The following is a 23325-nucleotide window of genomic DNA, read 5'->3' on the forward strand; positions in this document are numbered from 1 at the left end:
TATTTTCTGTGGCAACCAAAACAGACTGAAAATTCATCAATAAGCGATTCAGTTTACAGGCCTTGAATAATTGGTTGGCACTAAATACCGTTAAAATAATTTAACATTCAGGGGGTAAATCAGCAAATTAAAGGGGGCAATACCGCCTTAACATCCGGATTACTATTTACACGATGTGATTTATTGCCGCATTAAGCTCCTGGCACCCCGGTGCCTACCAATAGACAACGTTGGCTTGCTTCCAAAAAAGATGGCCGGGGCTCAAGGCATGCCGTCCTATTTAAAAAGATACTGTTTGGAGATCACGGCTTGCCGCGGTTTCCGGTTGAATCGCAACATTATCCGGCCGATTTCCATACTGATCATAAATGACAATACTATTCTCGCCCGACTTTAACCAGCATTCCGGAATGTACAGGCTGTTTACAGGAACCCTTTCCGGGTAACCGCCTAGGTTATGACCGTTCACAAAAATAAAGCCGTGACTTAAGCCCGCAAACGTTACACGCCACATCGGGTGACGGCCTGGATTGGGATTATCGATCGTAAATGTATTTTTATAAAAATAAGGCCGGTCAAACTGGTCGCCTGCCCTAAGCGCCTCCCACCCGGCAGCAGATAACATATCACCTGGCCCGCCTTTCATTTTCCAGCCGCTTAGAAATACGTCATCATCATATAGGACCTCCACCGGTTTATCTATCCCCCCGGAACCGTTCCTATTTTCCACGAATACAGTAACGACTGTAGGATTCCCGGACGCACTTTTCCCGGCGGGCACCGTAAACGGTTTGTCCCATTCATTGACACCACCAACTTGCTTTCCGTTTACAAATACAGTGGCCTTATCATCAATGCTGCGAAAATTGATGAAACGCGGAACGCGGGTATCATTCGCCGGCAAAATGCACTGGAACCAGGCGTAACCATGACGCTGGTTGAAAGGATCCTGACCAATCCGGTAAGGGACTGCTTTTTCAAATGATGGAATAACGAGGGCCGTCTTCTCTTTGTAGTCATTCGCCGCAATCATCTTCCAGTCAGTGAGGTATGTTGCTTTTCCGCGTTGAAGGAAAACGTCCCCAGATATACCTTTCACATCGACGCTCTGCAGGGAGCCAATAAAGCCATAAAGCTTATCTCTGCCGTCATGTGCAGCGAACATGGCCAGTTTGTGATCACCCGCGGCGAGATCAAACTGCAACTGACTGATCTCTCCGTCTGCTACCCGTTTATCGTCAACAAACACGATAAATCTTCCCCCTCCTTTACTGACATTCAACTTATAAAGACCAGGAGTTTTAATACTTATATTGACCCGGTACCATGCATTCGCCGTAATATCGCCATCTGCGCCCATTTCCAGCGCAGTGGTGCTTTCTTTCCACCCGCTATCGTCAAAGCCTGCTGCAGCCGGGAGGGAAGCTGTTTTTGCCAGCCACCCACGCGTGAATCTTACATCAGGAGTTTTTGCTGATAAAGTAGATTCAGTGCCCGTTTTATTAAAGCCATCTCCAAAGATCCATGTTGGATAAATATGCTTTTGTTCCCAAAAATGCTCAGTAAGGAGCTTGATTTCCCGGCCACCGGACTCATCTATGTCTGAAATATATTCCGGGCCGGTGATGACATAGTTTTTATGGTCATGGTCAACAAACCAGGTCCTGTCAGCAAGTTCCGTGTTTACCGCAAGAATACGGATCATCCTGCCTCCCGTTCTGAAACTATAGACTTCTGGCTCAGCCCTGCCGTAACTGAATTGAATAACTGCCTTATTTCCTTTTATGTTAACAGGTTTTGAGCCGGCAACAGGAACCAATTTTTTTAATAACGACAACCGCAATTCTCCCTGGCTGCCAGCCCCTCCGTAAACAACAATCGTTGTCGTTGCACCCTGCTTGCTGATTCCAAGGACGCGGGTCAGAGCCCAATCGATGGTGACACCTCCGCCTAGTCTGAAATTGTGCACAAGCGGCAATATTTCACCCGAACCTAAGGTGAATTTAATAGCCGCCTGCTGACCAGCAATTTTGACCGGCACGGTAACGTTACCCCCCCAGTGATGATCGATAAAAACGATATCCCCGCTGATGCTATGCCTGGTATTTACTTTTAGTGCCGTATCGGAAACAATGTCCTGGTAGCTACCGGCGTTTGTACTGTTTTCCAGAATATCCTCAAAACTCCTGGCAAATAATGCGTTGCGTTTAAATTGGTAATAGATGGGCCGGAGGTCGCCAGTTTGCCCCACGGCCGCCCCGTAATCGTAAGATGCTGCATCTTCATGGCTATTGCTGTAATCGAAGTTGGTGCCTCCATGAGCCATATAATAATTATAGCCATTTCCTCCATCTGCAATAATCTTCCATGTGCGCCGGCCAAAGGTATCAGCGTCTTTTTGTGTAGATCCGTAAAGATTGTACCATACGCTCCAAAACTCCGTCGTAAACCAGGGACTGGGACGCTTCGGGTCATCAAACGACTGGCGATCCCCGGCCGGGTCACTGCCATGATTGAGCCCGCTGAAAAAATAAGGAACCTCCAACCCGGCAGCCAGCGCTTTTTGCTGTAGGTGTCTGAAATAATCGTTCGGCATTATCGTACCCCATGCTGCGGGATGTTCGTTTTCCAACTGAACCAGTACCACCGGTCCGCCTTTATTGATCTGGTTATTTTTTACGATCGGCAGAAGCTTGTCGAAAAAACGATCCATGTATTGTTCAAACGCCGGATTCGGGGAACGTACGATGACATTGTCCTTAAACCGCAGCCAGATCGGGTAGCCTCCGCTGTCCCATTCCGCACAGTAATAAGGTCCGACCCGGACAATCGCATACAGGCCGAGTGCTTTTACCTCCTTTAAAAAGCCATTGAGGTCCTGATCGCCGCTAAAGCGGAACCGGCCTTCTAAGGGTTCATGAAAATTCCAGAAAGTATAAATTTCAATGCAGTTGAAACCATCCCGTTTTAAACGAAGCAGGCGGTCATGCCACAACTGATGCGGGATCCGGGCATATTCAAGTCCGGCCGAAACCAGGAAAGTCCTTTTCCCGTTGATGAGAAATCCGCGGGCATCAAAGTCAATAAATTTTTTGGCTACGGGAGAGGCCGGGAACATATAATCATTAGACTGCGCACTAAGCGAAAGGCTGCAGACCATAAAGAGAAAAGCTAATAACAATGGCCTTACCAAGGTATTGCCGTATCTGTTTTTCATTTTAAGAAATATCATTAAACTGCGTAAATTGTGACTTAGGAATAGCTGACGCCGGCTGCGAAAAGCCGCCGCACGAAAAATAAACTTTGAAATTGCTGTAATGCATACACCAGATTGGAAAAAGAAAGAGCGATTTTCTCATAATTTGCTTGATTCCTTGAATTCAAACGTACGGTCGTTCAAACGCAAAGTAAAACTTAAATCAGGGATTATCTGGGGGCTTAAATGATCGGTATAAGGATATAATCTGGTATTCATGATTATATGAATACCAGACGCCTGTTAATTATTGAAGTTCCGTTGCAAAGCTACTGAGGAATACTCTCCCGTCCAGCGCCCATGTCTGATCGATAGAAATTCCCAGCCAGTAATAGATTTGCGGAACGATGGTGATATTTTCAACGGTCACGTTATCTGCGCCTAGATTACAGGGCAGTGTATTTGGTGAGTTGGCAAACTCGGATGTCCCTGTAATTGTAAAGTCGGGCTGACCGGCAATTGCATTTTTCAAGGTTACCAAGCCATCCTGAGCTGGCCAGTAGCCGATCAGATTCTTGTAGCTGGCACTCCCGGATTCTGCAGCAATGCTGCAGGCATCGTTGGCAATATCTCCGTCAGTGAGCGCCTTATTAGAAATACGGATATCCTCAATGTTGAAATCTATTGCATCACGGGCTGAATAATCATTATTTCCCCCTATTTGTAAAGGCCGGGGATCGGTAATTGTACCCGATGAATACTGATCCAGCTTAGAACCCATTAACGCACCGTCAATATATGTTTTTATGGTTCTGGAAGATTTAACATTATCGGTCGATATTACCACGGCGAAAGAATGCCACAAGCCATCGGTAAAAGTATTGTCCACATCCAGTTGCGTACGATTTCCGGAATCATCTGCCAGATATATCGACAAAACATTGCGCTGCCGATAAACCCCCCACCTGTTTTTACCGATCAGCAAAATATAGTTTCCTCCGAAGTTATAGGTACCATCCGGGGCAGGATTGATCTTAATTTTTCCCTGTAAGGTAATGGCTCCCGACCCTATATTGTAAATACCATTCGGATCATTTGCTGTTGCTACTACGCCGCTTTTGAAGTGTTCAGTATATAATGTCTTGCCGTTGAGTTCAAGCTGTTTATATTTTGGATTGTAAAAGACCGCGAATATATTCCTCTCAGCATCGGAAGAACCGCCATAACTGGTGCCTGAGGCTCCATGATTGGTCGTTATAATCACCAGCCATTTTTCCTTATTGTAACTTTTACGCTGTTTTAAGGCGGCCAGCATTTCCGCGACATAACCGTCGGCCGTTTTTACAGCAGTGACAAAGCCAGGATTGGTTGCGGAGAAACCAGACTGTGCGCCTACGGTTTCGACCTCCCGGAAATTGACAAGAGTCAGTGCGGCGTTACTGCTTTGCAATCGTTTTACGGCGGTATCCTTGGATGCCAGGTCGTTGACTGTCGTTACCCGGGTGTCCGCATGGATGAACAACCTGTCATTTAATTGGGACCATGAAGAAATCGTCAGGGTTTTCAAAGCAGGCGATCCGGTCAATATGCGGTAAAATATTGTCGGATAAAACGGGGGATTGGTGTTAGGGTTATTGACATCCCGGACCGGCAGAAAAGTATCATCCTGGATCAGATGCTTACCTATCCTCACCCCGGTTGCGATGCTAGACCAAGTACTCGGATCATCTGTCCTTGGTTCACTCAATCCTGTCCAGGTGTATTTGCTGTTGGGTAACAGTGAGGATATGGTCGGAGGCATTATGGCCTTCATGACCGAACCGGGCACACCGTCTATGCTGATGACCAGCACCTTACTGGTTACGACAGAATCTACGGGCTTATCGTACGTTTCGAATACAGCGGGCGGGTTATAATATTTCCTGCAAGCTGTTGCCCCGAGAATTAAAATGCTCATGCAGCCTATTAATAAGTTCTTTAATTTCATATTACTCTATTCAATATTAATATTTAAACTATGGCATACCACTAATTGCCATCATAGAACGTACCTATTTCTGCTAAAGCAGAATATGGCGCTCCATCATAGCTGTTATGAGCGATAGTAACGCGCATGTATCTCAGGTTAATTTTCTGCGGTAAAATGAATTCCTGGGCGCCATCCTGGTTAGCCAAGGGGAAATTTCCCAATGAGGTCCAGCTGACATTGTCTGTACTGTATTCCACCGTCACATCCGTTGTACGCCGGTTACCATATCTTTGTACCACATAAAATCCGCTGATCCTGGTAGTTTGTGCCATATCGATGTTGATAATGTGCGGAGGGGGTACCGGACTTGGCAGCGGAGAGCAGCCGGAATAACAGCCGTGCCAGTAGGTGTTCGGATCACCGTCGCCCATTGCTGAGGTAATGTTCAACGCACCTTCATTAGCTGCGAAATCACTTGCTGTATAAAGCCAGTTGACGCGGTCATTGTATACCCTGGTCTGGCGTAAAGGATAATGGTCAGTTACATATTGCCTTGACAACGGATTGTATAACCATATCGGATCAGTCATCGGCTTATACTTTTTGGCAACAGCCGACCTGGTGATGGTACTGACCGGAATACCCCAGGCATCAAAAAATTTCGAGTAATCCATTTGACCGTAATCGCAAAGCCCGGTGAAGAAGAAGTTTATTTTGCTCATGTCAGACAGTCCCGAAAGTGAAATCGCCTGTGCTTTCTGAGCAAGGTAAGGTACTAAGCCAAAACCATCTTCGTTAGTCACCGGATTACGCACCTTGGCAAAAAGCTGTAAAAAAGGAACCAGTTTAAACGTAGCGCTGTTGGTAGCTACATTGGCTATTGCATCTTTATCTATGTACTTTCCGGCACCGCTATTGACATAGGTCAATGCTACGGGAACTATCGTAGGCAAACTTGCAGCAGTTCCCAGTCCTGAAAGCGTTGGGATAGGCTGATTATTGCGCAACGCTGTCTTCATTACATTGAAATAAAGCACGCTGGGTTGAGCACCACCCCACCAGAAACTCGCCGCAGATGACTGATAATTTAAACTGATCTGCTTATATGTTCCTGACGAATTCCCGGTTATCAGCGTATTCAGATTCGTCCACTCATCAAACCAGTAATCGGCACTCTGAGCGACAATGGGCTGCCCGTTATGTATATAAACGCCACCTTTGGTCTGAATATCCATCACGAAACGTTCCGGCAATTCCGGGGCTCTGTATTGCAAATTTTGATTCCCGGGAATCAAGCCGGAGAATTTATAATAATCTTCTACAAAAACCTTATCCCATTCTGCCATCGTTTTATCGATATTGCTCAAGGTTCCGTTTTGGATCCCCCGGACAACATAATCCCGTGAAATAGAGAAGGCAGTATGCTGTGATCGCAGTTCTAACCAGGGTACCCCTGAAGCCAGAACCCTTCGCTGCCATGCGGCAAGGTCGGTGGTAATTCCCAGTATAAAGTCACTGGTGGCTACCGCATGCCTAAAATGCAGCGTTTCCGGCGCACTGCCTGCAAAAGATGGTTTGATCCAGATATAGCCGCCGTATAAATTACGTACCGTGTTCTTTCCTGGGAACAAAGCTTTTACTGTTGACACAATCGGGTCCCTTCTGTAGGGAATCTGCCCGGTTACATTGTCTGCCTGCGATCCTACCTGTACAGAAAGGCCAAAAAGGCCGCTGGGAACGTCAATCTCGACCAGCTCTCCAGCCGGGGCAAAAAGACCTGTGCTGAATATTGGCAGCGGAACATAACTCACGCCCAAGGTCGTTGCCGGAACATAAGTATAGTTAAAATTAAATACGATACTAGTATCTGCGATCCGTGGCTGGCTATCAGTAACGAGCCCAGGAAATATCCTCGCCTGGGCATATAAACTACGGTCGGTGCCTAAATCTGTGGTATCCACGCTCCCGCTGGAAGTCGGTGTATCATAACCGTCCGGGAAATTATATTTATATTTTTTACAGCCTATCAATATCCCGGAACAGATGGATATTACGATGAACAAAATCCCTATCTTTTTCATTTAAATCAATTTTAAATCATTTAACCTTTTTCAATGCACTTATGGCGTCACAGCGGTATAAGTGGGAGTAAAGGCCTTGCCATCCAACTGCCAGTTTACATTGGGCGTAACTGATAACCACTGCATAATCTGCAGCGGAACATCTACCGAATTAGGAACGGTTCTGTAAAATGAAGGGGAGACCGGCGGAGACAGTACCGGGCTGTAATCACTGAAATCACTCCAGGAATAAGGTCCGGACAGCACGAAATCACTGCCTGCGCCCATTTTTCCGGTTCTTTCCTTCAATACCTTTTTTCCCACTTCATCACCCGGCCAGTAGCCGACCAGGTTCTCATAGTAGGGATGGCTGGAATCAATTACGGTCTTTCCCGCTAAAGCTGCGACATCTGCATCGGTGAAAGCGACATTGTAAATCTGCAGGTTGGTCACAAAGATACTGGGCTGGTCATTGCCGTTGTTGGGTATCCGGCCAATTCTTAAAGGTGCATTGTTACTCAGCGGGTCTGTTGTACTGCCCCATGTTCCCGAATTATTAAATTTGCCGTCCGTGTATGTCTTCATCGTGGTTACATTATCCGCCCTCGTTATGGTCAGCGTGATCGAATGCCATTGATTATCGCTTACCGTTCCGCCGGATATTTCGTACGATGAAGACGAATTGATCCACCACTCAGTTCCTTTCAGGAACAGGTTGAATCCCGCTCCGCCGAAATCCTGAACACGTTTTGACAGCACTGTCGGATAACCGATCCAATTGGTATAACTGTTTTTAAACAGGAACTGGTATGTATAGGAACCAGAGGTTCCTATATTATATAAAGCGGGATTGGAAAGTGTGGCGTTTACGTAATTGTTGTTCGCATAGGTATATTTAACTGCATTGCCGCTATAGACGACAGCGGCACTGGATGGCTGAACCAGGTATTGAGTGGTAAACCTTGGACTGTAAAATATGGTAAATATGTTCCGGGTAGCATCATCGAATGCCGTGCCGTTCGCTGGCGGAACGGCGCTAATCTTGCCGCCTTTATTGGAGGTGATGACAACGAGCCAGTTTTCCGCAGAATAATTTGGCCTGCCTTTAAGGGCCGCCATAATTTCTCCGACATAAGAATCCACCTGTGACAAAGCTGCCTGGTAAGCAGGGGTCGTACTGTCATAGTTCGATGAGGTTCCCGCGGCTTCCACGGAATGGAATTGGGCAAGCACAAGGTCTCTGTCATTTTTTTGCAGATCTGCAACCACCGCGGCTTTAACGGCCTCATCACTGTTTTCAAAAGTTTGCTTTTGATCGGCAGACTGGGTGAAATGATCTGCAAAAGCCGCCGAAGCGCTAAATGCAGCAATCCGGAAATTATGATCGTAACTTTTCAGCAAAGAGATAAATGAAGGAAATTCGGACAGCTTGTTTCCGGCAAAATCCTCCGTTGTTACCTGGTTCTTGGCAACGCCGACACCGGTAAGCTGCGTAGCCCAGGCGCTCGCATTTGTCACCGGTTCATTATCCGGATCAACAATTGCACTAAAAGTGTAAAGCGAATTGTTGTACAGCTTTGTGATCTCGGGATAGCGGACAGCGGTATCGCCCAATGCCTTTCCTCTTGCACCGTCAATAATTATATAAAGCACCTTGCCGTGTCCCTGACTTAATGGTTCGGCAGGGTAATTCTTCTTTAAGAGGTTCGGGAAGTCCTTATTACAGGAAACCATCAGGATTCCGGCGAAATAAAACAGCATCCGGGCGAAGAGCAACCGGCTTTTATTGGTTAATTTATTTTTTTTCATATCCGTGATGATTAATTCTTTATTTCAACTTTCACTATATTATTAACTGTCTGATCATCGAATTTGTGGATGAGGCCCAGCAGGATGACCGCAGGGTTGCCTGCGGTGGAGGTCGTTTCAATGACCTGCTGAATCTGTCCCTCAAAAGTCCCGACGTGATTGAACGTCTGAAGCGCAGATCCGTCGCCGTTTAGTAACAGGAAGCCTGGTCTTGAAACATTGTTATACATGGTGAAAGTTCCGGAAACAAGTACCTTACCATTGTTCAGCATCCTGGCAAAATTCACCTCTCCACCGGTTGCAGCTCCAAACAAGAAGCTTTTATCCAAATCCCCGTTATCCTTGAGCATGGCGATACCGGGACAGGCAACGCCGTCGTATGCAGTAAAATTACCGGTAATCATTACCCTGTGCATCAATGGATTATACTGCACAGTATTGATCTTACCATTAGCCCCTGCTCCCGCAAGAAATGTGGCGTCCACGTTGCCATTGCCGTCCAGCCTGACAATGGAGCCTACCTTGGTCCCGTTATATTTCGTAAAGTTGCCTACCAGAACAACCTTATCGTCGGGTTGCAAATAAGCATCATTGACCAATGCATCAGCGCCTGTATTTTGTGGTCCGTAATTGTAAGTCGAGTCCAATACACCATTTTCATCCGTCCTCATTATAGTATGGATCGGTTTGTATATGTAAAACCGGCCGAGGCGGGTGGACTGCGCATAAGAGATCGTTGAATAATAGCTGATAGCGCCTACAGCAATAACCTTATTATCGCTGGTTACAAAGGTCTTGATGATATTTTGATTAGGCACGGCAGCATTAAAGGCAGGCACGGTATCCAAGCCGTTGTTGGGGACATCCGGCGTTTGGTTGATCACATTGACATACATCACATCCAAGGAGCCATCAGAATTCAACCGGGTAATATTGCCGATGCCCGAGCGCCCGGTAAAACCAGTAAAGCTCCCACCGATAATAAACTTGCCGCTGGCCAGCCTGGCAACAGAAAGCAAAGAACCATTTGCTCCGGTATAAGAAGCGTAGTTAGTACTGGGCGTGCCCTGGTAATTGATAAATCCGATATGATTGACGTTCTGGGTGTTGATTTTTAAAAAAGATCCAACCAGTAAATAACCCTGATTGTACTCATAAGCCGCATTGATGGGAAGGTCGGTACCTACTCCCAGGTTGGCGGCAAAGCCCGCGTCAATGGAAACATTCCCGGTCACCGTAAATCTTGGCCCAAAAAATATTTGCCCCCCAAGCTTGATGGACGCAATACCTGAACTGATATTGTCGGGAATCTCGACAGTAATGGTCGAATCACTAAGATCGAGGACCTTTGTCGACTCGTTGCTGATCTGGAAATCAAACTTACCTTCGTAGCTCTTCAGGCCCTGTACCTTAAAGATAACGGAGGAACCGGCGGGCCCGCTTGACGGCAAAGGTTGCGCCTCCGCGAACTTAACACCAAACGGAACCTTTCCCCCGGCATATGGATCCGGTCCGACAACCTCTTTCTTTTTACAGGAAAGTAGTCCTCCGATCAAAAAATTAAAGAGGACAATGTAATATATAACTTTTAAAAGCTTCATTTTTTTATGTTTTGGAATTGATAATCAGGATACAGAAATTATTGCGGTGGCTTGATGCCTACCGCTATAGCCTCTAAAATGAAATTATTGCTTTTGAATCCGAATGTGTGATTCTGGTATTGTAAAACATGAACAACACCATTATATGGCTGAATATCAGATGATGCTACCGGAACATTGATCATAGAACCAAGCTGATTCGTAAAATCATTGATATAGGAGTAATACAATTGACGGTATCCCGCATATTTAACCCCGCCGGCGTCGTTGTAGATCACCCCAATGTTCATCGGCCTGCCACCGTAACTGATGTAACCCTGACCAGGGTAAGCGTTGAGCTGTGTGGTATCGAGTTGCGGAATGTCTTTCAACAGGTACTTTCCTTTAATGATATAAAGAGATAGCATATCCTTCCACACCTTGGGATCCACCTGTTCAAGCTGTTTTACTGTATCCTGTCCCCTGTTATAAAGGTATAGGTTAAGACCTTTAACAGCTTTATAAATACTGGACTGGGGCGGGGCAAAAAAGGTGATCGTATCATTTTGAAAAACATTCTGCATTCCGGCGATGTTGATCACCCTGCTCAATGTATCAAAATAGATAGGTTTGTCACTCAGGTATTTTAATATGCTGCCATCGTATTTAGCCTGATGCACTCCCGTATCGATATAATAATTCCCTTTCTTACAGGCGTTTAGCACAAGGATTATTAATACGATACTTAAAAAATAACGTAAGCTATGATTATTATGATGATCTGAAAAATGTTTGTTACGCATGGTCTTTCTGATTATTTGTTAATTCCAATATGCATTCAAGGTAATGTAAGGGTTGTTCAGCAGGGCAGATTTATCAATAGGCCAGGTCCACGCACCGTTGTTAAAAGCATCTACTGCTATAGGGGAAAAGGAATAGGTACCATCCACTGCTTTACGGGTCCTTACCAAATCGTAGAAATACTGGCCCTCGCCCATCAGTTCCCTCACCCGCTCATAATAGATATCATCTTTAAGCGCCTGGCCTGTAGAGGTAAATTCCTCTGCCCCGGCCCTCCTCCGGATCATATTGACAGCGCCCTGGGCCAGGTTATCCTGGTTCAGCTGCGCAAGCGCCTCGGCCTTCAACAAAATAGCGTCTGCATACCGAAAAACGATCTGGTGATTCACCTGGTTCTGCCCTGCGGTTGAGCCCTGGGCGGCATTGATAAATTTGAACATCTGCTGCGTGCCATCTGATGCATAAATATTGGCATCAAACCACAAAGACTTTCTCTGATCAACAACGGTCGCAGGGTATAACTTTAACATAAAACTGGCATCATACCAGATGGTCGATGTTGAATAAGGCTGAAATGGTTTAAGCAACACATAATTGGAATAAACAGCCGTTGGAAGGAACTGCTCTGTAGAACTTTGTGTTTGTACGATCTCAAACAGCCCTTCTTTGGATCCTCCTCGGAATATATCGCTGGTCCTTTCTATCGGCAGCAGCTGGTAAGCACCGGTATTTTGATTTTGTAATTCATCCCCTTGCGTTACGACAGTCTGATAATACTGGGCGGCATTACCGGCATCAAATCCTGCAGCCCACATATTCATATGCATCATGAGTATCAGCGCGCTGCCGCGCATAGCTCTTGTACCGACCTTGGCGGCATCACCATAGGTCCAGGGCAGATTGTCTTTAACGGCCGCCATATCGGCCAGACAGTTTTTAAGAACCGTCACCATATTCGTCCTCGGCAGAGCTTCCGCATTAAAGGCATTGGTGTAATAGGGAACATCGCCATATACCCGCACCATGAAAAAATAGCTCAGGCATCGTAAAAATACGGCCTCCGCCTGGTACTGTTTTTTATCTGAGGCTGAAATTGCCGTCTCCGGCATATCACCTACCTGCTTATACAATATATTGGCTTCCTGCACGACCGCATAAAAGTCAGTCCACAAAGTGATTTGCCAGAACCTGTTGGTTGTTTCCGGTTGCAAATATCTGCCATCAGCCAAAAGCCCATTCAGGTCATTTCTCCGCAGGTACCCAACATAATACTGATCATAATGCTCATTCGTAATATTGGCCGGCGCACACCGGAGGTCCCCGGTAGCTACAAAAAATCGGGAATCCTTCATGGTCGCGGTCCTGAACTTATTATAAACACCAAGCGTAAATGTTTCCACATCTGCTTTCGTTTTCCAGAAACTATTCCCGGCAAGGCCATCGATCGGTGTCACGTTCAAAAATTTCTTGCAACCCGTAAATCCTGTAAACAGGGTAGTGAGAACGGCTATATAAATTATTTTTTTCATGTGAATATTTTAAAATTGAACGCTTAAACCAAAAGTAAAATCGTGGCTGGTCGGATAACCACCGGCAACATCGCGGCCCAGCGCGGAAACCACTTCCGGATCGGGTCCGTTATAGAAGCTGAAGGTATAGATGTTACTTACTGTTCCATACAGCCTGCAAGATGTAATTCCGAAACGTTTGGTGAATTTGGGATTGAGGTTATAGGAAAAAGTAATGCTGTTGATTTTCAGGTATGAGCCATCCTCCTGAAATAGGGTTTGTCCATATTGAAATGGTGAGATAAGACCGCTCCTGGTATAGTCATATGGATTGGGATAAATGGCCACATCGCCTGGTTTACGCCAGAAATTAAAGTTCTCGATAGGTGCCAGCGCATTCTGCGAGGTAGGATTGGAAAAATTCTGGAAACGGCTAGCCAGGGCATTGTTCAAAATGTCCCTGCCAAAGACGTAAGAAGCATTAAAACTGAATGAAAACGGCCCATATTGCATATTATTGCTGAACCCGCCCACGAATCTTGGCTGAGAATCTCCGGCAATTACAAAGTCGTTAGCATCCAGAACATAATCGCCGTTGACATCAGTCCATGCAGGATCTCCTGCCTGAAAATAACGGCCGTTATTAGCGGTTCCGCCCATCCGGTATCGTAGCCCTGTAAGCGGGTCAATTGGGACATCGGTTGTTCTGGAATAAACTCCCTTATAATTTAAAAGAACGTTGGCAAGCGCATTGGTCCCCAACCGGTTAATAATAGGCTGACCCGTATCTCCTCCCGAGATGATAATCTGCCTTACATTATCGGGAAGCGCCGCAAGCACATCGTGAGTATAGGAGCCGTTGATAGAAAAGTTCCACTTCAGCTTACTGGACGGGCTCAAAGGCCTGAACGACAGGGAAATTTCCTGCCCGTAATTTACAAGGCTGGTTTCATTGGTATTGATACTGTTAAAAACATTTATATTAGCGATATTTTTAGCGCTCAGGATATAATCGGTTTGTTTATAGTAGGTATCAAAGCTTAATCCGATGGCACCGTTAAAAAAGCCGAGATCAAGGCCGTAATTCCACTGAGTAGTTGAACTTGGAACTAAAAACTGGTTGGGTATCGTCGTCAGGTCCAGTGATGTGGAGGGCTGGTTGTTGTAGGTGCTCGGATCGGTCGTATATTTACCGTAAACATCGTAAATCGTACCTGTCGGCACTATGTTCCTTCCCCAGGTAACCCTGACAGATCCATAATCCAGCCAGCTCAGATTTTTAAGAAAGGCTTCTTTATTAAAGTTCCAGCGAAAACCTGCTCCGGGGCTTCTTGACCACGGGGTGTTGGTTCCGCTCGTTGATGTGCCATCCAGCCTGTAGGAAAGGTCCAGCACATATCTAGTCTTATAGTTATATGAAAATGCCGCAGAATAGCCTAAGGACCTGGTTTCCGGGTTGACGATGGCACTGCCGGATGATGTCGCATAATTATACCCGAGCGGCCCCTGGATCTGGTCGTTTGGCGTACCGACCTGATTGATCGTATTTCCCCTTGAGGTGCCCACAGATAGTTCGTTGAAGGCAAAAATATTAAAATTGTGATCGGATGCCACGACCTTGGTAAAGGAAATACCGCTCCTGGAATAGAGCGAAGTTCCTATTAAACTGTAAGCGTAAACCTGGTTAGTATTGTTGTTCAATATACCCGGACTGAATGTTTCCTCCGTTGCTGAAGTATAAGTATACCCAAAAGTTGTTGAGGCGCGCAAGCCCCTTGCCAGTTCGTAATCAATACCTATGTTCGTACCTATCGAAGCGGTTTTATTGTTATCGCTGATTGACACTGCCGCCAAAGCTGCATTGCTTGCAGTAAACAAAGATGGCGGAGGTAAAAGGGATGATGAATTCACAACGCTGGCGATACCTGTTTGCAGCAATGAATTGCCGCTACCTTTGCTGTTTTTTGCAAGCGAACTGGTGATAGAGGCGGATAGCTTAAATTTGTCGTTTGGCGCATACTGCATGTTCATATCCATATTATACCTCTGAAATCCTGTATTTGCGATGATCCCAGTTTGGTTAAACATGCCCGTATTAACCTTATAATTAAACGTCTGGCTGCCACCGGAAATATTTGCATTTTGCGTTTGATTAAATGTTGTGGCATAAAACAGTTTCTGCCAATCTGTTGAATTATTGTAATAGGCATTCAGACTGTCTGATAAAAACGGCGTTGTGTTAACCGTATTCAGAGCATGGTAGTAGGAAGTATCAAATTGCATAATCTGGTTTATCCTGGACCATCTTTCCCCTTTTCCGCCGATAACATTCTGCAGACGCGGAGGAGTGCTCAGATAATAATTACTGGTATATTGCACGATCGGAACAGCAGAGCGACCACGTTTGGTGGTTATCAGTATAACGCCGTAAGCCCCTTTGGATCCGTAAAGCGAGGTAGCCTGCGCATCTTTTAAAACCTGTATTTCTGCAATATCTTCGGTGGGAATCAACGAGAGAGGGCTGATACCGGGACCTGCCTGTTCAAATCCATATTGTGCACCTGTTGTCTGATCAACAGGTATTCCGTCTACTACAAAAAGCGGTGAGCTGGGTGTGAGGTATGCGCTGTTACCTGTTCCCGTCACATTGGGATTGGATAGCCCGCGTATGGTAATCGTCCCGATCATACCCGGCGTACCGTTGTTATTCTGAATGTTCAGGCCAGCGACTTTACCCTGTAAAAGAGATACTACATTCGATGCCGGAACGTCCTGAATATCTTTGGCAGTAATAGTGGTGATGGTACCTGTAGCTAGTTCCTTTCGTTTGGCATTGTAGCCGACAACCACGATATCCTTTAACTGACTTTCTTTTACCTCCAGATTAACAAGGATATCCTTGCCGGCAACTACTTTTTGCTTTTGGGTTTCGAAACCGATGAACCGGAAGTAAAGCTCCGTGCCCTCCGGTACCTTTACGGTAAATCTCCCTTTACTATCGGTCGACGTTAAGATCTTCACAGGCTTCTCCTGCAAAAACACGGTTACCCCGCTTAACGTTGCATTTTTTGCCCGGTCCATCACCGTACCCGAAACTGTTATCACTTTTTTCTGCGCCAGCACCTGATTGCTGACACAGGATAACACTAAGAATAATATGACTAGAGTGTATAATTTCTTCATAATGAATTTCTGTTACCTGTTAATGTTAAGGGTTAAAACAAGGGAGATTCTCCGGAGAATACGATGATAATCTGCCAGCTTCCTTCTTCATATATCGCAAAGTCGAAAGCCATCTGGGAAGTTTCCCTAAGCCCTCCCGAGTTAAGCCGGTCATAGGAAAATATGGTGTGTGCCATGGTTCCTGACGAATTCGTATAACCGGTTTTCATTGCGACCAGGGGTATCGGGTAAGCAACCTTGTATTTTACATATTGATCGGTTTTCTCCATATCAAAACCGTGCACCAGCGCAGGCCAATTCGTCTTATTGAAATTGTTTGGATCAATCGGGTTATAGTTCGCATCATAAAATTTGAAGGTCAGAGAATTGCCCTGGGTCACACTGGCGGTGTCCTTGTAAAAGAAAATATGAACGGTAGACAAGGGGATGCTGAGACCTGTCTGCTTTCCCCTGAAATTGCTGATAGAAAGCGGAGACACATAGGTGTTTTGCGCAATACCATTAACAGGATCATAAACTGAGGGTTCGTAAGGCCTTTCTCTTTGCGGCTGTAATCTCATATTCCTTACGTACCGGCTTCCGCCGGAGTTACTGATTTTCACATCAAATGTATATCCGGAATCAGGCTGACATAATACGAACGATGATTGTGCACCTGCCCACATCAGGAACTCCCCTGCATGATCCCTTATAGAAAACAAAGGCTGTTTTACGATTGATCTTTTGTTCTCAATTTCCGCCAAAGTTGTTTCTGTACCGGTATAGCCTTGCGTCCATACCTTTACCGGGAAACTGTTGGTAAGTTCCGGCGCCGGGGCATTGGTTGTCGTCCGGTGAAGGTTGACAATTTCAAAGGTCAGCGGCAACGTGGAGTTCCCGGCATTGAAGTTGTTATCAAATAACGTGCTCCGTCCAAGAGTGGGTTTGTAAACTGTCTGTGTAAAACGTGAATCATCACTTAGCGTGTCCCGATTGTCCGGCAGGTTCTTTGTACAGGAACTTAACGTCAGCAATAAGCCTGCAAAAACCAGCAATATATTTTTATGGTTTAGTGTGAATTTTTTCATTGGTTATTGATTAAACTTTGAAGAAAATTGATTGAATCCAAAGATGTGGCCGGGAGACAGGACATGTATGATACCGTTTTTTGTTTTAATATTCAGAGTTTGAGTAGTTGTACTAACCCAATTACTTGAAATCGTGGAATTATTGGTGTCGGAAAAGAGCAACTGTTGCTCGCCCGCGCCGACATAGCCGGATGCGTTAAGCAACTGGTAGTCTACGTGCATGGGATATTCATATTTCAATCCCGAAAAATCAACTCCGTTAGATTGTGAACTGATATCTGTTGTAAGGTAAGTTCCGCTGATCACATACTTGTAAACCATCGTATCCAATACAGATACGTCCAGATCCCTGAGATATAGAGGCGGTTTGTTTTCAAATGCCCTGTCCCTGTTCAGACTTTTGATCGCGGTTTCAAAACTCTTGTTGGTGATACTGAAAAAAGTTATTTTTTTATTGGTCAAGCTGTCCTGTAACCCAGGTATGCGGTCAACCAAAACCAACAGTGAATCATAAACCCCGGTTTGCGCTTTCAGGTAGTCCATTGCAGATCCATCATAACTGGTAAAACTCTGTTTGAGTGCATCGTGGTAGGTCTGATCTCCTTTCTTACAAGAAATAGTTACGATGGCAATAACAGCACAGACCATTAATAATTTATAAATTCGGCTAATCATTATTTCAATTTTAAAGTTTATTTCCAATATGGATTTTGCTGAAGCAGATTGTTTGCACTTAGTACATTTGTTGCTATCGGCCAGTATATGCCGCCGTTTTGGATGAGTGTGGTGAATGCCGGATTGTTTTGCCTTATCCTGTTATATCGGATCAGGTCGTACCAGCTCCATCCTTCGCCCAGGAGTTCTCTTCTCCTTTCGGCGAAGATGGCATCCACAATATTTTCCGGCGAGTCGGCAACAAAAATCGGTAGGCCCCTGGCCGATTTGATGATATTTAGTGACCTGATGGCGTCATCCCGGCGACCGAGAACAGCCTGTGCTTCAGCACGCAGCAGTGTAATCTCTTCCAGGCGGGTAAACAAAATCACAGAACCGTATATAGGATAAGTTCCATCAGTTACACCATCCCGCAAAACCTTTATTTTGCTAAAAACCGGCATATCGCTATTGTAGTTAGTGATATAATTTGTTCTTATTGCTTTAGCTATGGTATCTGTTCCGAAGCGGAGATCATATGGGTCAGTAAAGATGGATGCCAGCGTATCCCTGGATATATATATATCCTGCTTTTGCCTGGCTATAATTGGCTGTGCCAGCGTAAGCTCTTCAATATGGCCGGACTGACCGGATTCCCCATTTATATCCATTGCGCCGAAGGCGACGATCTGCGAAGGAAACCGTTGTGAAAAAAGACCGTTGGCAGCCGTAAGCGTGTTAACATCAGTATAAGTAATATTAGCCTTAGCATAATTATTCAGGACAAAGGAAGTATAAACATCAACATTTACGTAGTTGCCTTCCCATGCGGCTACATGCGCCAGAATCGCGTATGCAGAAACCTTATTAAGCAAAGCTCCGCTCCAGGTTCCCTGATTGGCACCATAGTAGCTTTCCGGAGCAACTCCATACAGGTAGGGAAGGTCGGCGGCCGCAGCAAGGAGTTCGCGATCACAAAAATCCAGTACAGTTTTGGAATTTGTTCTTGGCATTGCGGCAAAACTACCGTTATCGTATGCCGCCGTAAGGAGAGGCACGTCACCCCATATTCTGACCATGTAAAAATACGCGAATGCTCTTAGCGCCCTCGCCTGAGCAATATCATATTTAAGGTTAACATCTGAGTAACGGGTATCAGCCACCTGTACGGAAGGAGCGTGCTCAATAAAGACAGAAGCACTGTTTATAATAGCGTAGAACCTTCTCCAGTCCGAAAGGTCCTGCAAAACAGGGAATGCGGCATTTAACTCGTTCCTCCTGATCGCAGAAAGATCGTTTCGGTTATAAACGCTGAAATCACCTGTTCTCAGTTCTCCGTACAGCCACTGCCCGTCATTGTTGGAAAGGGCCGCCCTGAACAAGCCGTAAATACCCATCAGGGCGGACTTGGTGTCTGTGATGCTTTTCCATTGTTGTGGTTCAGCAGAAACATGTGTAGCCTGTATATCCAGCATTTTCCTGCAGGAGAAGTTCACAGTGATTAGTAGTGTGGCAAGACCTAATAAAAGGAATTTCCACATTGATATTTTCTTTTTTAATAAAAACATATGCATGACGGTCATTATAAATTCAACTTAAATCCTAAAATGAATGAACGGGGGATCGGGAGGCCATACCCGCTGTAATTACCGTTAAAATCGATCAGCTCCGGGTCAGATCCGCTAAAGCTGGTAATCGTCAGTAAATTACTTGCTGTTGCATAGAGGTAGGCCTTTCTTGTACCGATACTTCCTTTCTTGAACAGAACTTTACTGATGTCGTAACCCAGCGTCACGGAACGTAATTTGATATAGGAGGCATTTTCAAGGAAAAGATTCTGGTCCTGCTGGTAAGGCACGGCGCTGCTCCATGGGTTATATATTGGGTACTTGGAAAGATCAACGTCCTTTTGCCAGGAAAAAATTTCCTGCACCGCGTTGATGGAGTTTGAATTCCCCTGGTTAATAAAATCAAATTCATTTGCGGCTTTTACATTCAAGGCCTTTTGTCCGACCGCAAAAAACATATTGATGTTCAGATCAAAGTTTTTATAATGAAACTGGTTATTCCAGCCGCCGGTAAACGCGGGCATGCTATGTCCCGTCAATACCTTATCGTTATCATCAATCACAAAATCACCGTTTTGGTCTTTCCATCTCGGATCCCCCCCCTTAAGGGCCACTCCTTTATAGTTTAGTGGTTTGTTATCGGCAGGGTTAACCGGTACATCAGCCGTATTATTGTAGATCCCGTTATTGTCAAGCAGCCAGAACTGATCTACCGATTTGCCGACCTGCAGCTTCCTGTCACCCACAATCAATTCATGCAGGCCGTTGGGAAGTGCGGTAAGCTCGTTGCGGTTAACATTGACGTTGAAGGACGTTGACCAGTTAAAATAATCTTTGCTCTTTAAAACGGCTATGTTGACGGTAGCGTCGACCCCTTTATTATCTACTGACATTCCCTGAAGCCAGTTCGAAGTATAGCCATACTCCCTGGGCACCGGTACGGCTATCACCTGCTGTTTGTCTTTCCGGTCATAAAGGCTTAAGGAAACCTGTAGCCTGTTATTAAAAAATGAGCCGTCAAGATTGACCGCTGCCTGATCGGAATAAGACCAGCCAAGCCCGTAGCCTATCCATCCTGCCACATAGGGACGGGAAAGGGCGGCATATGAATTGTAGGAAGAAATGTCGGGGTTTTGATTCCAGCCCAGGTCGACCGTATATTGCGGCCCGGCCGCGAATTGGTCCTGGGTAAGCAGGCGCCCAATTTTTGCCCAGGAAAGCCCTGCCGAAAGTTGGTTAATTGCTTGGTTGTTCCTTAGAAACTGATTTCTGATATTCCATTTCGCATTAAAAGCCGGCGTAACCAGCCAGGAATGATCCGGCTGAACATTCGAAACACCGTCATCCCGCAGCATGGCATTAACCTCCAGCAGATCCTTGTAATTATACTTCATCGAACCATACGCGGAGTATAACCTCATCCGCTCCTTATCTGTATAGCGGCGAATCACAAAACCGGCACTCGAAGTGGCCACTTTTACGAAGTCATTTAAGCCGTGATAAGCTTGTGAATAATTATAGCGGTGGATATCATCCTGAACCGTAGCGCCTGCATCGAAAGTAAAAGAATGGTTTTCATCCAGTTTATACTTATAATTCAGCGAGTTGATCCACATCGCCCGCTGATTATAACCGAAATAATTAGAAACATAGTTGATATTATCCATGATAGCCATCGGATAAAACAGGTCTCTTATTCCTTCATTATAATCAAAAGCGATCTTGGTGGTATAGTTAATTTTAAAAAAGTTAAAATTTAAGGCCAGGTAACCCTGAACCGCGTTGGTAATATTGTTATCGATAGCATTATTATATTGGGTTAAAAAAGATTGATAAACGTCTTTCGATGGAGGCAAAGGCGTGGTGAGATCCGGCAGATAACCTGTTTCCGCATAGCGGTCCCGCAAGCTTTTGTTCGGATCGCGGCTTGTCCGGGCGGCGCTGATCATACTGGAAACAGTCAGCCAGCTATAAGGAGCCATATTGATAAAAAATGCAGCGCTGCTACGGGTGAAAGATGTATTGTCAGCATTTCCCTTATCGGAGCTCTGCCCGCCAAAGAAACGAAAGTTTGCTCGGTCTGAACCACCGGCAATACTCAAATCAATATTATAGACGGGTGTGTTTTGATAATAAAGGTCAGACCACTGCGCCGGTCCGTAGTAATTGCCGTTGGTTGCATCTCCCAGATAATTCGGATAGGTAGCCTTTTGTGCAGCCGTAGCGTACTTACTGTAAAACTGTTCACGGAACTGGTTTACATAACTGGCATTTACCGGACTTATATCAGTGGGTTTGGTTACCATTCCATAATAAGAGTTGACTTCTATCGTGCGGTATCCTGTTTTAGCATTCTTGGTAATTATATATATCGCTCCATTCGCTGCCTGAGGACCTAACTTCGCAAGCTCCAGCGGATCCTTGATCACTTGGATTGACTGAATATTATCCGGGCTGATACCGGCAAGTAGATTGGTAGCAGGGCCGATAGGCTTATAATCGTATTGCTGGATGTTATAATTGTAGGGATGGTCCTGAATAAGAGGAATGCCATTTAAAAAAACGGTAGGCTGTACACCATAGAGATCCTTGTTCGAAAACAGTGGTGAAGATAAACCGTGGATAACCATGCTTTGCATCGTGCCCGGTTCCCCGCTGTTCTCCTGAACGTAGGCTCCTGCAACATTTCCTTTGAGTAACTGCTGAATAGAAAGTAGTGGTGCTAAACCAGTTCTTTTCAGAGGGACCGTATCGGCACTTTGGACTGCTCCTTCAATATGATCAATCTTATACTTGATCGTTTTTGCCAGGGCAACAGAATCTTTATAGTGCCTGGTAGTAGTATCTCTCTTAATGGTATCTTTGCCCATGAAGGACAGGATCAGGGCTTTTTCTGAAATTGCCGGTCGCTCCTTTGCATAGATTTTGTCAACACTAATAAATAATGCGAGGCAAATAAAGAAGACACATAATGGCTTACGTAAAAATTTGATCATATAATTTGTTAATTAGAGCTTGGTTATTAACTGGTACCTGTACGACGTACTTAATTGAATCGATTTCCACACTGTTATTGGATATCTGTTTTTAAGGTGCGTAATACTGAGGTTTATTTAATACAAGGTCCAAAATTGACAGTTGCTTTGAAGGGCCGACCGTGGGGTTAGCCCGGTTTAAGCGACTGTATCTTGTTTCTTATATAGCTTTATATTGGTTTATAATATTAAATGCTTACCCAAATTAAACACTTATATCCGAAATGCACAGGGGTAATATAAACATATTTAAGGGGTGTAATCTGTATAAATTCAGCTAAAAAACCTCTTTTAGGGCATTTTCAATCCCGCGTTACAAGGATAACACCAATTAAGCCGTCCATCGTTGAATACACTAAGCACTTGGCTGTGATTTTATTGGGCAATCATGAATGACTGAAAGAAAGCGGATATGTTTTTTAAGTCAGATTGTTCATATCCTTAATAAGAAGTTTGGAAATTATTTGATTTAAATGAGCCGTCAAGCATTTTTGCTTCCCTGGAAATTTCCAATCGGGGCAAAATTTCAGGTAATTCTTTCCAAGGCGTAAGCCTAAACACGATCACAGTTTTAACTCCATGACTTTTGTTTGCAATATCCTCATCAGATACACATGGCGTCAAATCGATGCATACATGCCTTCTTAAGCAAAATTTCATCACGCCATCCTGTATACAGCCGGATCAAACCGATGGAAGTTACGATTATGAAATAGTTCGCGGCTCAGGGTGAGCTATTATATAGCTTATTTTGACCGTCAATCAATCAAAGGATTTAAATCGCTTATGTTATCGAAGAGATATAGATATAAAGGCGTATAAACCAATGCTTGTCAATTGATTGATTGCATAGCCCACAATTTAAGCGATAGAACCACTATAAAAGGGTGCTTAT

The 23325-nt window shown here is 45.0% G+C and carries 12 protein-coding genes; all 12 read right to left on the reverse strand.

Going from position 1 to position 23325, the window contains the following annotated elements; translation table 11 throughout:
• Positions 1-280: 280 nt before the first annotated feature.
• Positions 281-3217, reverse strand: coding sequence for a beta-galactosidase (locus MTO98_RS25565; RefSeq protein WP_243481814.1), 2937 nt, complete (start codon positions 3215-3217; stop codon positions 281-283).
• Between the two features lie 286 nt (positions 3218-3503).
• The gene (locus tag MTO98_RS25570; RefSeq protein ID WP_243481815.1) at positions 3504-5183 is read right to left on the reverse strand and encodes a LamG-like jellyroll fold domain-containing protein; all 1680 of its coding nucleotides are present in this window, start codon (positions 5181-5183) and stop codon (positions 3504-3506) included.
• Positions 5184-5224: 41 nt separating this feature from the next.
• Positions 5225-7246 carry a discoidin domain-containing protein gene (locus MTO98_RS25575; RefSeq protein WP_243481816.1) on the reverse strand — a complete coding sequence of 674 codons (2022 nt, stop codon included), beginning with the start codon at positions 7244-7246 and terminating at the stop codon, positions 5225-5227.
• A gap of 39 nt (positions 7247-7285) precedes the next feature.
• Positions 7286-9034, reverse strand: coding sequence for a DUF4983 domain-containing protein (locus MTO98_RS25580; RefSeq protein ID WP_243481817.1), 1749 nt, complete (start codon positions 9032-9034; stop codon positions 7286-7288).
• Between the two features lie 11 nt (positions 9035-9045).
• Positions 9046-10635: a DUF5008 domain-containing protein gene (locus MTO98_RS25585; protein WP_243481818.1), complete on the reverse strand. Its 1590-nt coding sequence runs from the start codon at positions 10633-10635 to the stop codon at positions 9046-9048.
• Between the two features lie 38 nt (positions 10636-10673).
• Complete coding sequence (locus tag MTO98_RS25590; RefSeq protein WP_243481819.1) at positions 10674-11417, reverse strand: fasciclin domain-containing protein; 744 nt, start codon at positions 11415-11417, stop codon at positions 10674-10676.
• Between the two features lie 18 nt (positions 11418-11435).
• A complete protein-coding gene (locus tag MTO98_RS25595; protein WP_243481820.1) occupies positions 11436-12944 on the reverse strand; it encodes a RagB/SusD family nutrient uptake outer membrane protein in 1509 nt (502 codons plus the stop codon).
• A gap of 9 nt (positions 12945-12953) precedes the next feature.
• Positions 12954-16106, reverse strand: coding sequence for a SusC/RagA family TonB-linked outer membrane protein (locus tag MTO98_RS25600; protein ID WP_243481821.1), 3153 nt, complete (start codon positions 16104-16106; stop codon positions 12954-12956).
• 32 nt (positions 16107-16138) lie between these two features.
• Positions 16139-17173, reverse strand: coding sequence for a DUF5007 domain-containing protein (locus MTO98_RS25605; protein WP_243481822.1), 1035 nt, complete (start codon positions 17171-17173; stop codon positions 16139-16141).
• A 3-nt stretch (positions 17174-17176) separates the two neighbouring features.
• Positions 17177-17848, reverse strand: a complete 672-nt coding sequence (locus tag MTO98_RS25610) for a hypothetical protein (protein ID WP_243481823.1) — start codon at positions 17846-17848, stop codon at positions 17177-17179.
• 17 nt (positions 17849-17865) lie between these two features.
• On the reverse strand, positions 17866-19368 hold the full coding sequence (locus MTO98_RS25615) for a RagB/SusD family nutrient uptake outer membrane protein (RefSeq protein WP_243481824.1): 1503 nt from the start codon (positions 19366-19368) through the stop codon (positions 17866-17868).
• Between the two features lie 41 nt (positions 19369-19409).
• Positions 19410-22391, reverse strand: coding sequence for a SusC/RagA family TonB-linked outer membrane protein (locus MTO98_RS25620; RefSeq protein WP_243481825.1), 2982 nt, complete (start codon positions 22389-22391; stop codon positions 19410-19412).
• Positions 22392-23325 lie beyond the last annotated feature (934 nt).

Origin of the sequence: Mucilaginibacter sp. SMC90, assembly GCF_022811725.1 — a bacterium.
In the GTDB taxonomy this organism is placed as follows: Bacteria; Bacteroidota; Bacteroidia; order Sphingobacteriales; family Sphingobacteriaceae; genus Mucilaginibacter.